The organism is Sphingobacterium kitahiroshimense (assembly GCF_025961315.1).
GTDB lineage: Bacteria > Bacteroidota > Bacteroidia > Sphingobacteriales > Sphingobacteriaceae > Sphingobacterium > Sphingobacterium anhuiense.
On record NZ_JAOQNK010000001.1, the window covers coordinates 213,086 to 226,394 of the forward strand.

The 13,309-nt window shown below is 38.4% G+C and carries 12 protein-coding genes; 6 read left to right on the forward strand and 6 right to left on the reverse strand.

The annotated features are described in order from the left end of the window. Positions 1-4: 4 nt before the first annotated feature. Entirely contained in the window at positions 5-1,291 is a 1,287-nt protein-coding gene (locus M2265_RS00925) for a DUF4375 domain-containing protein (protein WP_207902360.1), read from the forward strand. A gap of 56 nt (positions 1,292-1,347) precedes the next feature. Next, positions 1,348-1,938 (forward strand): hypothetical protein, encoded by a 591-nt coding sequence (locus M2265_RS00930; RefSeq protein WP_132768548.1) that lies wholly within the window; start codon positions 1,348-1,350, stop codon positions 1,936-1,938. A 175-nt stretch (positions 1,939-2,113) separates the two neighbouring features. On the opposite strand, the gene M2265_RS00935 is transcribed toward M2265_RS00930, so the two are convergent. Beyond that, a complete protein-coding gene (locus M2265_RS00935; RefSeq protein ID WP_317126525.1) occupies positions 2,114-3,940 on the reverse strand; it encodes a right-handed parallel beta-helix repeat-containing protein in 1,827 nt (608 codons plus the stop codon). A 539-nt stretch (positions 3,941-4,479) separates the two neighbouring features. Between M2265_RS00935 and M2265_RS00940 the strand changes: the two genes are divergently transcribed. After that, positions 4,480-5,232, forward strand: coding sequence for a hypothetical protein (locus M2265_RS00940; protein WP_132768546.1), 753 nt, complete (start codon positions 4,480-4,482; stop codon positions 5,230-5,232). Positions 5,233-5,554: 322 nt separating this feature from the next. Beyond that, complete coding sequence (locus M2265_RS00945; protein WP_132768544.1) at positions 5,555-6,331, forward strand: hypothetical protein; 777 nt, start codon at positions 5,555-5,557, stop codon at positions 6,329-6,331. A 174-nt stretch (positions 6,332-6,505) separates the two neighbouring features. Here M2265_RS00945 and M2265_RS00950 read toward each other — a convergent pair whose 3' ends face one another. Continuing rightward, on the reverse strand, positions 6,506-7,507 hold the full coding sequence (locus tag M2265_RS00950; protein WP_132768542.1) for an aldo/keto reductase: 1,002 nt from the start codon (positions 7,505-7,507) through the stop codon (positions 6,506-6,508). A 90-nt stretch (positions 7,508-7,597) separates the two neighbouring features. Continuing rightward, positions 7,598-8,494, reverse strand: a complete 897-nt coding sequence (locus tag M2265_RS00955) for a helix-turn-helix domain-containing protein (RefSeq protein WP_132768540.1) — start codon at positions 8,492-8,494, stop codon at positions 7,598-7,600. 152 nt (positions 8,495-8,646) lie between these two features. Here M2265_RS00955 and M2265_RS00960 point away from each other — a divergent pair, with 152 nt between their 5' ends. After that, positions 8,647-9,033 (forward strand): VOC family protein, encoded by a 387-nt coding sequence (locus M2265_RS00960; protein WP_132768538.1) that lies wholly within the window; start codon positions 8,647-8,649, stop codon positions 9,031-9,033. 106 nt (positions 9,034-9,139) lie between these two features. Here the strand turns inward: M2265_RS00960 and M2265_RS00965 are convergent, their stop codons facing one another. Genes M2265_RS00965 through M2265_RS00975 form a run of 3 tightly spaced genes read right to left on the reverse strand, consistent with a single transcriptional unit; the run spans position 9,140 to position 12,596 of the window. After that, positions 9,140-10,258, reverse strand: a complete 1,119-nt coding sequence (locus tag M2265_RS00965; RefSeq protein WP_243655379.1) for an MBL fold metallo-hydrolase — start codon at positions 10,256-10,258, stop codon at positions 9,140-9,142. Positions 10,259-10,286: 28 nt separating this feature from the next. Further along, positions 10,287-11,138: a helix-turn-helix domain-containing protein gene (locus tag M2265_RS00970; RefSeq protein ID WP_132768536.1), complete on the reverse strand. Its 852-nt coding sequence runs from the start codon at positions 11,136-11,138 to the stop codon at positions 10,287-10,289. Between the two features lie 42 nt (positions 11,139-11,180). Continuing rightward, positions 11,181-12,596 (reverse strand): aldehyde dehydrogenase family protein, encoded by a 1,416-nt coding sequence (locus tag M2265_RS00975; RefSeq protein ID WP_132768535.1) that lies wholly within the window; start codon positions 12,594-12,596, stop codon positions 11,181-11,183. A gap of 175 nt (positions 12,597-12,771) precedes the next feature. Between M2265_RS00975 and M2265_RS00980 the strand changes: the two genes are divergently transcribed. After that, positions 12,772-13,071, forward strand: a complete 300-nt coding sequence (locus M2265_RS00980; RefSeq protein WP_132768533.1) for an ArsR/SmtB family transcription factor — start codon at positions 12,772-12,774, stop codon at positions 13,069-13,071. Positions 13,072-13,309 lie beyond the last annotated feature (238 nt).

A 13,309-nucleotide genomic window follows, 5' to 3' on the forward strand; every position in this document is an offset into this window, starting at 1 on the left:
AAAAATGGACGATAAATTAATTGAACAGCTCAATCTATGGCATGAGAAAAGTAAGCACCGTCAAATTATTGAGACGCTTGAACAACTGCCGGCATCGGAATTAACCTATACGTTGAAAAACATGCTGGGACGGGCGTATAATAATATTTCGGATTACGGAAAAGCGCTTGATATTTTACTGTCGGAAAGTACGGCAGGAGCGGAAGATCCCTTGTGGAATTTTAGGGTGGGCTATGCTTACTACTATGGTAAGGAATATGAAAAGGCATTGCCTTATTTTCAAAAAAGTGCCGCGTTAGGGGATAGCACGGCTAAGAATTTTGAGGAATGGTGTGTTCAGGAGCTGAAAAATAAAATGGAGCAACCTCCTACGAATGATGGTGCTGATCTGGATAAAAAATGGTTTGATTTTACCTCACAATTTGTTGATAAGCTCAGCAATAATGAGAACGATTGGAACGCCCTGTCGGAGCACGAAAAGGAATTGGCAGCACTTTGGAAACTTGAAATGGATATGTATAATGGCGGTTTTCTGCAGTTTTTCTGTAATTGGGGAACGGCTTGTTATGGCCATGCGGTAAGGGCATTGATGCGCTTAAAAGCAACGGAGTCATTAGCTATTATACAAAAGCAATATGAAATTATTGAACATCTGGAGGATAATCAAGAAATAGAGAAGTTGTGGGATATTCCGAATTATCTAACGGATGCTGAACAGCATGAAATTTCTGAGGTCCTGGATCTACAGTACTGGGATAATAAAGATCAGATTATTGAAAAGACATTTACAGTTTACGCGGATTTAATGGATAATAATGAAGGAAATACGGAACGTAAATCGACTTTAAATCAGATTGCCTGGTCTTTTTCATCGGAAGCGTACACAGATGCAGCACTATTTAATGAGGAGGTAATGCAATACCAAAAAGATATTTTCGGGTCGGCCGAGCGATGGAATCCGAATGAGATCGTGCTTGACGCCTCAGCGGTGCAGATTCAATATGAAGCCTGGATCATGAAACCATCTGACTTGCTGGAGAATGAACGTCTGATTTCGGAGGATGAGGATATTTTTGATGGGGAGGCCGATGATGAAGGATATCAGGTCGAGATTGTAGCTCAGTTTAAAGCCGATAATGATAAGAATTTTACCGCTTTGGAATTTTTGATGAAAGCACATAATCAACAGGCAAATAAGGAACTTGGCGACCATGTATTTTTCGAGGGTATTGCCGAAGAACCTACAGAAGTGGATGGTGTGCCGACGTATTATATTGCTTGTGGCAGCTAAGTAATCCGATAATTTTCTATATCATAATCGTTATTAGAAATTAAAATCATGAAGCTATGGTGAGAAATATAAACTGGTTGGGACTGTTTGTTTTGTTATCTGGTATAATATTGACGGTGTGGAGTTGCCAGAATAAAGCTGCAGATACGGCACACAATAGGACTGAGGATCAGGACAGCACTTTCGTTATACGTGATTCCCTGGTTATGCAGGCAGATAAAAGAACGGTATTGCCTGATACCATCGTGATTTCTAAAAAACATGATCCCAATGTTGTTGTCTGTGATATGGATGGCGACAGTCGTTTGGATACTGTGCATATCGTTCAAAATACGATAAATCATAAATATGGTCTTAAAGTGTCTTTCGGCAACAAAAAAACTACTTATCTAGGAATGGGACAGGATATTTTAGGTCAGGGATTTGATGATATTGACTGGGTCGGTATTTTTGAAAAAGCGCCGAGAGGAGAGGTCTATTATAATAATGTGAGTGATGAAGGTGAAATTATGACAGAAGATGAGGTCGATGAAAAGGATAAAATTAAATTACCGCATGATGGTGTTTTTATCCATCAGGCAGAAGCCTGTGGTGGTGGGATCATTTACATGAATAACGGTAAATTTGAGTGGATTCAACAGGAGTAGCTTTTGACCAATGTCATGTACATAGATGGAAAATGAATTATTTTTGATGCTCGATCAGTTGAATCTGCAGTTCTCATAATGATCCCTGTGACTGAATCCGTTCGGGATAGGGTAAGAAATAAAAAGGCCAATCTCCTGTATTGAGATTGGCCTTTTTACTTTTTATAAGCTGCGATTAATTAGCAGGATAAACGAAAGGTTTACCATCAATCGTATTATTTTTGATATTGGCATTGATAACGCGCTCAAACAAAATTTCCTTTTTGTTCCAGTGAAATGCCGGATACTCCTTATTTGTCTTAATCGTATTGTTATTGAAAGTAATGCCATCTACAGATTTCGCATATAGAATTGGCTTATCAAAAGTTTCAAAATAGTTGTTTTCGATCTTGATACCGCTATGGAAGTATTTCTGCTGGTTTTTCAAGTCAGGAATCTCAGGATAGATGGAGATCACCGCATTGGTAAACTGGAACATGTTGGTCAAAGCATTGATAAACTTATTGTTTTTGATCGTGATATCACGGCATGTACCTGTTTCGTACCAGCCGTTGCTATCGCCACATAAAAGAATGGCTGTTCCTGAGGTATGATCAAATAGATTATTTTCCACTACGGTCTTTTGAGGAGTACTGAACAGTGCACCCCGTGCTCTGTTGTTTCGTACAGTATTGCCTTTAAACTCTACTTTTGGTGTCCACGTCAGGTTTTCAATACCGATGTCCAATTTGGTTGGATCGATGTAATCATCTAAGGGTTTTGTGAATACAATTTTGAAATCCTGGATCGGATCGCTATCTTTTTTACGGATTACTTCGATGGATTGAATACTGTTTTTATTGTCCCAGAGCTCCATTGTTTTGGATTGGATAAACTGTACTGAATCGGTCGCATAGCCCCAGTCAAAACCATAGGACTGTTCGTGCATGTATTTTGCAAGTACGGTTTTATTGTCCAGTTTTTGTGTGATTTTGAGATAAGTACCATGAATATTGATTGCATCGTCCATCATGTTTTCATATCGTCCATTATTGGATATGATCACACCTTTACAGCCTGAGAAATGGGTTGCATCTGCCTGTGCTGTAAAATAACGGGGATCGTTTTTCCCTCTTAATGAGACATTGAATTTTTCTAAATAAATGTTTTCAGTCAGCTGTGCCAACAGACCCATTCCTTCGGAATAGTGAACCGATATATTTTCTAATCTGGTGTCTTTACCTTTGTGCACGAAAATACCGGGATTAGGTCTATGCCAGCTTCTCATGGCAACGACTGTTCCGGGTATTAATTTTGAATTCTTCCACTTGAAGGCTTTGATGATTCCTTTTGATATTTCTGCTACATGTGCTGTGCCCACTGCGATATCACTGGTATTGTACACGATATGCTTTGTTTTTTCTTCAAAAGCGATACCGGAGGTGGGTTTCATTTCCCAACCTTCACCGGTATTGTAGAAGGTGCTGTCTTTGATGGTATAAGTGACCCAGGGAGCAGTCTGGTACGTGATTGTACCTGCTTGGGTATCGTTTTCTAAGATTTTAACCTGACAGATCTGGGGTTGCTCGAAGTCGATATGCAGATTTTTAAGGCTGAGGTTTTGATTTTCAACCAATGCAAGGGGTAACATACGTCCATGAAAGATCAGGTCTGAGCCTTGTCCGTCTATGGTGATGTTGCTGAGGTTTTCTAAGGTAATACCAACGGTCTTAGGATTGTCCTGATCATGGTTGGAGATGTAATAGGTTCTTTTTTGTGCTCCTTCTTCATGGAAATCGTAACGTCCTTTTTTGAATTTGATTACTATAGGATTACCTTTTCCAGCCTCAGTAACTATTTTCTGAATCGCTTGATTGAGGGTTGCACTGCTGTTTTTCCCCGTATTGGGGTTGATGCCATACTTTGTTAAGTCGTAGACTTTGGGCGTAGAATTTGCCTGTGCCTGAAAGCTGATGAAAGCGATCATAACGACCGACATGTTTTTTCTGAACCAATTTGTCATTTTAATAAATTAGTAAGTTCGGTTTTTAAAAGATTTAAGGTTTTATATTGGGGGCTTTATGTCCGATATATTATGTACAAACATAGTTTAATAGATCAGGATTTCAAAGCGGATATTGGTTTAAAAATGCATTTACGGCCATTGTAATCAGATTAATACGTGTTCTCAAACAAATGCAGCTGATCGACAGACCTGTTTTTATTTCTGTTTTTTTTAAGTAAAACGGTCATGCAAACGTTTGTCATTGCCGATATTTTTTATTCCTTCATCAGGAGCATATGTTTATTTCCTTACTGATTTTGATGATCGGAGAATTTCATTTTTAATAAAATTACCGCCAAATCTATTATTCTGATTTTTACAACTCTGGTTATTGAGATAAGAAGATAAGCATGAATTAATAGCGTGATAGTAGTTGACGTTTGTTTTTAGTTATCGAGTTTAGTATTCATGATTTTGATGGCTTTTGAAATAATGTTTAAATATCTCGATGGTAGGAAAAATAATGTTGTATATTTGGGGTCAAAATAATTATTGGAATGAACAGATACTATAAACTTTTGCCTCTGGCAATTATTTTATTAGCGAGCGCTTGTCAAAAAACAGAAACATTAGAAGAAAATAAAGTCGAGGTTGATTTGTATTCGAAATCTGATAGTGTGTCATTCTATGTCAATGGAAAACACTATACCACAGAAGTAGATAGTGACATTGAAAAGTATGGATATAGGAATGGAGGTGCCAACTTGAGGTTAAGTGATACGAAAGGCAAATGGACATACGGTAGTGCAGGAAAAGATCTATACTGGGTAGGTGCACCCGATTCTATACAATATTCAACAAGTTATACGAATTATTTTCCAGGAGGTTCTATTGAATTTAATTATGTAAAAAACTATAAGGAAATAGAATTGGTGGAAGATAGTAATACGCTAGTGCCTCGAAAAGATAAAATATTCTATAAAGTAGGTAAATATGACTATGCTATGGATTTTAAACGTAGGAATTGGGATGAGGGGGTTGCTATTGAATTATCCTTAAAAGATTTAGGAGGACTAACGTCTTTTAGTACACTAGCTAATCGTTTTGAAACACAACTGAATGCCACTAGTCAAAATGACTCCAAGTTTGAAATACTCAAAGTGGAAGAAATAAAAGGAACTAAGCTCGTTATAATCGAAGGTAAATTTGAAGTAAATTTATTTGATGATCAAGAGCAAAAGGTGGTTCGTGTGACTGATGGTTATTTTAGAAGTAAGGTGTACAGATCTGGTAATAGATCCACTTATTAAGTTTACTGCTTTGGCAAAAGTATTTTGACAAAGCAGTAATCAATAACCACATTTTCTTAAGGCATATTCTTAACAAACATATCATTAGGGGCGATGACAGATCTATTAAAATCTTATCAAAAGATCTTTACACTTTTTGTATCCCTTATCGAAGAGGCGGACAGTTGGGTAAATGAATGAGTTTTTTTTTATTAAAGCCTATGTTTTAAGTTTTTGTTAGGAAATATTTTATATATGTAAGGTACAGACTGTCGTATGATTAGTGTGTAAAATTATACTTTTTGAGGAAAAAAATGTTATCTTTTAGTTTTTAAAATTAAATATGAATAAATATTATATTCTTTTGCCGATTATGGCGCTTTTGTTGACTAGCTCATGTGAAAAAACGGAAGCAGTAGTAACTCCTGAAATCATAGAAGAGGCAAAGCCAGCTATGCTTTTAGATAGTATTTCATTTGTTCTCAATGGAAAACAGTATGGGTTTACTTCTGATGATTATATTGCTTCCGGAAGTGGACATGGTAATCAGGGCGTTAATTTGAGATTGAGTGATACAGCTGCGAATTGGTATCATTCTGCTCCAGATCATCGGTACTGGATCGGTGCACCAGATTCAGTGCAATATTATTCTGTCTCTAATTATAGTTTTGGCGATCGAGATATTACTGCTCGCTTTTATTTTATAAAAAATAATAAAATATCAGAAATGTTGGAATCAGGCGGTATGTATTATCCTCGAAAATCTGCCTTATTTTATCAGGAAAGAGATTACAATTATGCTGTAGATTTTGGACGCAGAGGTAAACAGGAGGGGGTAGCCCTTAAGATGGGAGTAAAAGGAGTTGGTTTTGGCTCAACGTTTAGCAGTAAAACCATGAACCAAGAATCAAAGCTTACAGCAGAAAGTCAGCTTGATTCGAAATTTAAGATCCTAAAAGTGGAAGAAATCAAAGACACAAATTTTGTATGGGTTGAAGGAACTTTTGATGCTAATTTATTTAACGATAATGAGGAGAAGACCTTTCGCGTTACGGGTGGATATTTTAGAATAAGGGCTCTCAAATATGGAAACGGGTTTACTTACGGATTTACATTTTAATAGTTTTTAAAATTAGATAAGTAATTTCAAACAATAAAAAAAAAGCAACTTTTAAAGTTGCTTTTTTTTATTGTTTAACGATCCTTTATTCTTAATAAAGCGGTCTGTGCAAACCTCTAAGTGCGCCTTTGCACTGAAAAGCAATACATTTGGGTTTCTTCCGATTCCCTATGATTATTGATTCACAAGTTTCATGGATCCTTCGTTATAACGTTCTCCCAAGATGGGGTATCGTTGGATCAGGTTATTAATTTCCGTTAAATTTTCGGGTGTTAGCTGAACATCAATTGCACCTACATTTTCTTCCAGGTACTTTCTTTTTTTAGTTCCGGGAATCGGGATAATGTCTTCGCCCTGTGCTAAGACCCATGCTAAAGCAAGTTGTGCGGGTGTACAATTTATATTTTTGGCTAATGCCGCAAATCCGGTCACCAGTTTATTGTTATTGACGATGTTTTCCTCTTGATAGCGTGGTAAAGATTTTCGAAAATCATCGGCTGCAAGGGTATCCATCTGGAGCGTATTGGTTACTAAACCACGAGCCAGAGGTGAATAGGGCACAAGTGAAATCCCAAGTTCACGTGTTGTCTGCAAAATCTCGCTTTCTACATCTCTGGTTAGCAGGGAGTATTCGCTTTGGAGTGCAGAAATGGGATGTACTGCATGTGCTTTTCTTAATGATGCCGGCGAAGCTTCACTCAGTCCAAGGTATCGTATTTTTCCTTCTTTAACGAGATCGGCCATTGCACCGACAGTTTCTTCAATAGGGATATTGGCATCGACACGATGTGCATAATACAGATCGATGGTATCAATTTTAAGTCGCTTGAGACTTTGCTCAACGGCAATTTTCATCCATGCGGGCGAAGCGTCAAAATAAGTTCCGGCGGCATTGCTTGGTCCTGCAATCCCATCTTTAAAGCGAAATCCAAATTTAGTAGCAATAAAGATCTTTTCCCGATTGGGGACTAAAATTTTAGCGATCAGTTCTTCATTTGCTCCATTTGCGTACATGTCGGCGGTATCCCAGAAATTGATGCCCAGGTCAAGGGATTTTTCTAATGTGGCTAAGCTCTCTTTATCGTCCGTAGGTCCATAAGCAAAGCTCATACCCATGCAACCCAATCCTAATGCGGATAGCTGTTCGTCTGTTGTTCCGAGTTTTCTGTATTTCATGATGTTCTCATTTTGTTTATACAAATGTAGCGCACGGTCTCAAAAACTGACTTATAACGATCAAACAGATTGTTATAATAATCAAACAATCTACCGCAGCTGTGTGGGTGCCATGCCGGTGTGTTTTTTAAAGTATAGTGTAAAGTAAGAGGGGTATTCGAAACCTAAACTGTAGGCGATATCGGAAATATTCCAATCGGTATGCTGCAGTAAAGCTTTTGCTTCTTTGATGATGCGTGCGGCGATATGTGCTGTAGTGGTTTTACCCGTTATTTCTTTGACCGACCGGTTAAGATGATTGATGTGCAGGGATAGTGCAGTGGCATAATCTGCTGGGTTCTTCAATTTGAGTACGAGTGCTGGAGAATCTATCGGAAATTGTCTTTCCAGTAGTTCGAGAAATAAGGCTGATATTCTAGAAGTAGCATTCACATACTTATGAAAGTTGGTCGTCGGATTGTTTTTCATTGCCTCATGAATGATCAAGTGCAGATAACTGCGCAATACATCGTATTTATGAGCGTATGTGGAAGACATCTCGGCCTGCATTTTCTGGAAAATAAAGGACAACTCCGCTAATTGGGCTTCGTTTGGGAAGAAAATGGGATTAGATCCGATCTGAAATAAGGGCGTGTCGTGCAACTGACTTGTGCGTTCACTATGTTGAATGAAATCTTCTGTGAAGAGGCAGTACCAACCGGACTGTTGTTCGGATTCAGCTTCCCAAGAATAGGGGACAATGGGGTTCGAAAAAAGCAGTGCTGGACCATCAATCTGGATCCATTTATCGGCATAATAAATCTTTCCTTTACCAATGATCAGGGAAACTTTATAAAAATCACGTCTACTATAGGGGCTTACAACTGCGCAGGTCTCTCGACTGAAAACATTGATATGACCGATGCCTGCATTGTCCAATGGCACATGAGTGGGTGCATGACTTGGCAAGCGGCTGTAAAAATCATTGACACTTTCTGCTTGTTTCATGGTGTAAATATATAAAATTCAAACAAATTAAGTGTCATCCTTTTGTGCGGAAATGAAAGGTTTAAGGAGGTGATGTGATTTACTTGTCCTATGAGAAGTAGAATAGAATTTGATTTGCTTAATTTTATAATAGATATAAAAGATAGTAGCGTATGAATCCAAAAAAGATATGGTCTAATTTGGCAGTGACCGATTTAGACCGGACAACAAAATTTTATACTGCGTTGGGTTTTCAACCGAATGGGCGATCAGCAGATCTGACAAGTTTTCTGTTTGGTGAAGATCATTTTGTAATCCATTTTTTCTTAAAGCATATCCTTCGCGAGGCGATGTTAGGGGCTATGGCAGATACATCCAAATCTAATGAAATCATTTTTACGCTTGCCGCATCAAGTACAGAAGAGGCGGATCGTTGGGCTACTGAGGTGGAAGATGCTGGTGGAACATTGATTTCTAAGCCTGCAGCTTTTGGAAAGGGATATTATGGTTTTGTATTTGCGGACCCTGATGGCCATCGGTTTAATGTTTTTCATATGTAAAAGAACATGAATTTCGATAGCATTTATTTGAAATTATGATTATTGTATCGGACTATAAATAATTTATTTTCTTTACAGTCCGATGCTACTTATTATTTTTAGTCCGTTATTTTCTGCCTACCCACCATTGTTTAAACTGCTTTTGATCGTCTTTTAGCAACACCGCTTCACCGATCATAGGTGTTATCAATGGAATATGCGCTTCTTTATTTAATTCGGTAATCTGAATTAATGGCGTATCCCAAGAGTGATTGGCGATATCAAACTTGGAGTTATGCACCGGAAATAGACGCTTCGTTTTCAGATCTTTTGCTGCTTTTAATACTTCCTCAGGGAGATGGTGGATGTAACGCCAAGTGCTGTCAAATTGCCCATTATCTAGAATAGCTAGATCAATAGGACCAAATTTTTCACCAATAGCCGCATAGTGGGTGTCATAGCCACTGTCTCCGCCGATAAAGATTTTCATCGTTGGCGTCTGTACTACATAGGACATCCAAAGTGTCTTGCTGCTTTGAAGAGACCGACCTGAAAAATGTCTTGCAGGAGTTGTGTATACGGTAAATCCACTGTCGAGTGAAATGCTGTCATGCCAATCTTTTTCAATTATATCTTGAGGATTGTAACCCCAGTATTCCAAATGTGAACCCACACCAAGTCCGCAGATTACTTTCTTGGTTTTTGTTTTTAATTTGATAATGGTTTCATAATCCAGGTGATCATAATGATCGTGGGTAATGAATAAATAGTCAATCTCCGGTAGGTCTTCTACTGTATAAATGTCTGTTCCTTTAAATGATTTATTGGTTCCGGGAACAGGAGAGACACTTCCGCTGAATACGGGATCGACCAACATGCGTTTTCCGTCTATTTGCATAAAATAAGAGGAGTGACCGAACCAGACCAATACGTCTTCCTTGCGGGACAAGTTCTGCAGATCTGTTTTTATGGTCGGTATATTTTCCAATGGACTCTTCCGGTCTATTTTTTTGAAAAAGTAATCATAGAGTACGCTCGCATAGCTTGCATCTTCAACGATTTGAGGGGTATGGCTAAAGTTGACAAATTTACCGTCTTTGTAATTGGGTGATTTCTTAATTAATTCAAGCCGAGCGCCACTTGGTACTTGACCAAATTTGGGCTGTTGCATGTACAGGACGATAATCGCAACGAATACGATGATAAGGATGAGGGTGATGAGCATAGTTTTATAAAATATTTTCATGTAGGGGGTGCTGAATGGTTAGGCTTAATTACATGCTGTTGAAAGAAGCGGTATTGACCGGGCTATATCGATTCATGATTTTTGAAGGAGCCTCGCCAAATGCTTTTTTAAAGGCAAATGAAAAATGGGAAAGGTCTTCGAATCCCAATTCCAAATAAATGTCTGAGGCTGCCTTACCTTTTTCTTTTAAAAGGTAATATGCTTCTTGTAGTCTTTTGTGCAGCAACCAGCGTCCAGGTGTGGTATTGAATGTTTTTTCAAAATCTCTTTTAAAGGTTGCCAGACTTCTACCTGTTAAATAGGCAAATCGTTCTAAATGAACATTAAAATGGTAATTTTTGTTCATAAAGTTTTCTAAGTCTATTTTATGCGGTTCGGTAAAATCAAACAATACATTTTTGAGTTCAGGAATGATCTGTAGGAGGAGTAATATCGCTTCTTTCATTTTAATCTGAACGAGTTTGGGATTGTCAAAACTGTGGGTCTGGTGATACGTCATCAAAGATTGAAAATAGCTATGCAACAGTACATGATCTTCGATATCCAAGACAGGTTGATCATATTGTTTTTGTTCCGCATTAATGCCGTATTCGAGACTGAAATCTTTTAATGTCTGCTGGTCAAGAAAAATAGTCAAAGATCGGAACTCGCCATTTTCAGGCGGTTCCTTTATAAATTTTAACAATTGATTTCTCCTTACCAGACGAAATGCTCCCGCATTGGAAATGTAGGTTTGATTTCCATCATTCAGCACCAGGGAACCAGCTATCTGATAGGTGAAGGTGCATTCTTGGACGAAGTGTTCTCCTTCTCTGCTTTTTGTCGCATAACACGAATAAGCAATGCCCGATGCCTGAATGTTGTCTTTTTTTGTTTCCATCTCTGATGCAAATTTAAGATAAGGATGTTGAATTTTAGCTATTTAGCTTAAAATTGCTTTGGGTTCTAAATATGCGTCTAATCCATAAGTTCCGAACTCTCGGCCGATACCTGACTGCTTGAATCCTCCGAAAGGAGCCTGTGGATCATGTTTAAAGCCATTGATACAGATTCTTCCTGCATCAATCTGTGATGCTATGCGATTGGCACGTGCAAGATCTGGTGAGCTGATATATGCCGCTAGACCGTAAGTGGTGTCATTTGCAATGGAAATAGCGTCTTCGTCATTCTGGTACGGAATGATGGAGAGGACGGGACCGAATATTTCTTCTTGTGCGATACGCATATCATTACGAACGTTTGTAAAGATGGTGGCTTGAACAAAGTTACCTTTTTCCAAACCTGCTGGCTTACCCAGACCTCCTGTTAGTAACGTTGCTCCTTCATCAAGTCCAATCTGAATGAACTGTTGAACTCTTTCATATTGCTTATGGCTTACCATAGGTCCTACATGGGTATCTGGATCTGCAGGATTACCGACTTTTACATGTGCGATGGTGGCTTGTGCTAAAGCATTGGTCTGATCTAGTTTGCTCGCAGGGACTAGCAGTCGGGTAGGAGCAATACAGGCTTGACCACTATTCATATAAGCGCCATAGATAGCCATGGGGATAACGGTTTCTAAATCGGCATCTTCTAAAATAATATTCGGGGATTTACCACCAAGCTCCAAAGTGACACGTTTCATTGTATCTACTGCGCCTTTAGCAATTGTTTTGCCAACCGCAGTTGAACCTGTGAAGGATATTTTGGCAATATCGGGGTGATTGGTTATTGCGGCGCCTACAACATTTCCTAGACCATTTACGATATTGAATAAGCCTTTAGGTAAACCCGCCTCATGGAAACATGTGGCAATAAGCTGTGTCTGTTGGGCACTCATTTCGCTGGGCTTGATGACGACGGTACATCCGGCAGCAATAGCTGTGGCAAGCTTACTGCAGATAAAACCATTGCTGGCGTTCCAGGGGGTGATGATGCCGACAACCCCTAATGACTCCATACGAACCTGTGATTGTCCAACAGTTTTTTCAAAGTCATAGTTTTGAAGTGTTTCGATCATTGTTGGGAATGCCGCGATCGCAATCTGCACACTGGCTTGGCAAAATTGGTAAGTTCCGCCGTATTCTTCGACCATAATAGCAATCAGTTCTTCTTCGCGCTTACTGACAGCATGATGTAGTTTTTCCAGATAAGCAATACGTTCTTCTTTACTTGTTTTAGAGAATGTTTTGAATGCTTCTTTTGCGGCCTGGACCGCAATATGGGTATCCATTTCGTCCCCAAGGGTAACTTCACCCAATTTTTCATTAGTAGTGGGGCTGATGAGATCAAAAGTTTCTGTCCCATGTGGTGTGATAAAGGCACCGTTTACATAAATCTGATTTATCTTTTTCATGTTCTGCTGATTTGTTTATTCAAAGTTAGCGGGATTATAAAGAGGCTGTTTTGCTAAAAAGCTCAATGTTGCTTTGTTGAAAAGCTCATTAATAAATGTATCAAGATGACATAAAGACAACAAATATGGAGCGCTTAATTGTTATGTTTGTTTCGAGATTATTAGATATATAGATATGGTTGATATTTTTAAGATTTTAGCAAATGAACATCGGTTACAGATATTGCAGTGGTTGAAAAATCCGCATGCTAATTTTATCGCCGAAGATATTGAACCGGAGGTAACGGATTATGGTGTTTGTATGAGCGTCATCCAAAAGAAGGCAGGTTTGTCCCAATCAACGATATCATCTTATTTGACATCGATGGTGAATTGTGGTTTGTTGAAATCTGTACGGGAGGGACAGTGGACTTATTATAAGAGAAATGAGGAAAAACTTCAGGAATTGGCTTCTTATATCAAGAATACGCTGTAGTTATTCATTATTTATTTGATGGATGGAGATATAAATATCTTCATTTTTTTTACTCAAGTATATCTATAAATCTAGATATATCGAAATATTTTGTCGATTTTAGGGATCAATTTTTAATGCAGTTACGGTGCTGTAAGGAAATCCGGATCTGAACACAATCTCTAAATAAGCTATTGACCATATTAATGTCTATACATACAACTCATTTTATTTGATAATTCATTTCAGAAGGTAAGAA

Coding starts and splice junctions, on each gene's coding strand:
- M2265_RS00925 (WP_207902360.1), top strand. CDS start 5: ATGGACGATAAATTAATTGAACAGCTCAATCTATGGCATGAGAAAAGT.
- M2265_RS00930 (WP_132768548.1), top strand. CDS start 1,348: ATGGTGAGAAATATAAACTGGTTGGGACTGTTTGTTTTGTTATCTGGT.
- M2265_RS00935 (WP_317126525.1), bottom strand. CDS start 3,940: ATGACAAATTGGTTCAGAAAAAACATGTCGGTCGTTATGATCGCTTTC.
- M2265_RS00940 (WP_132768546.1), top strand. CDS start 4,480: ATGAACAGATACTATAAACTTTTGCCTCTGGCAATTATTTTATTAGCG.
- M2265_RS00945 (WP_132768544.1), top strand. CDS start 5,555: ATGAATAAATATTATATTCTTTTGCCGATTATGGCGCTTTTGTTGACT.
- M2265_RS00950 (WP_132768542.1), bottom strand. CDS start 7,507: ATGAAATACAGAAAACTCGGAACAACAGACGAACAGCTATCCGCATTA.
- M2265_RS00955 (WP_132768540.1), bottom strand. CDS start 8,494: ATGAAACAAGCAGAAAGTGTCAATGATTTTTACAGCCGCTTGCCAAGT.
- M2265_RS00960 (WP_132768538.1), top strand. CDS start 8,647: ATGAATCCAAAAAAGATATGGTCTAATTTGGCAGTGACCGATTTAGAC.
- M2265_RS00965 (WP_243655379.1), bottom strand. CDS start 10,258: ATGAAAATATTTTATAAAACTATGCTCATCACCCTCATCCTTATCATC.
- M2265_RS00970 (WP_132768536.1), bottom strand. CDS start 11,138: ATGGAAACAAAAAAAGACAACATTCAGGCATCGGGCATTGCTTATTCG.
- M2265_RS00975 (WP_132768535.1), bottom strand. CDS start 12,596: ATGAAAAAGATAAATCAGATTTATGTAAACGGTGCCTTTATCACACCA.
- M2265_RS00980 (WP_132768533.1), top strand. CDS start 12,772: ATGGTTGATATTTTTAAGATTTTAGCAAATGAACATCGGTTACAGATA.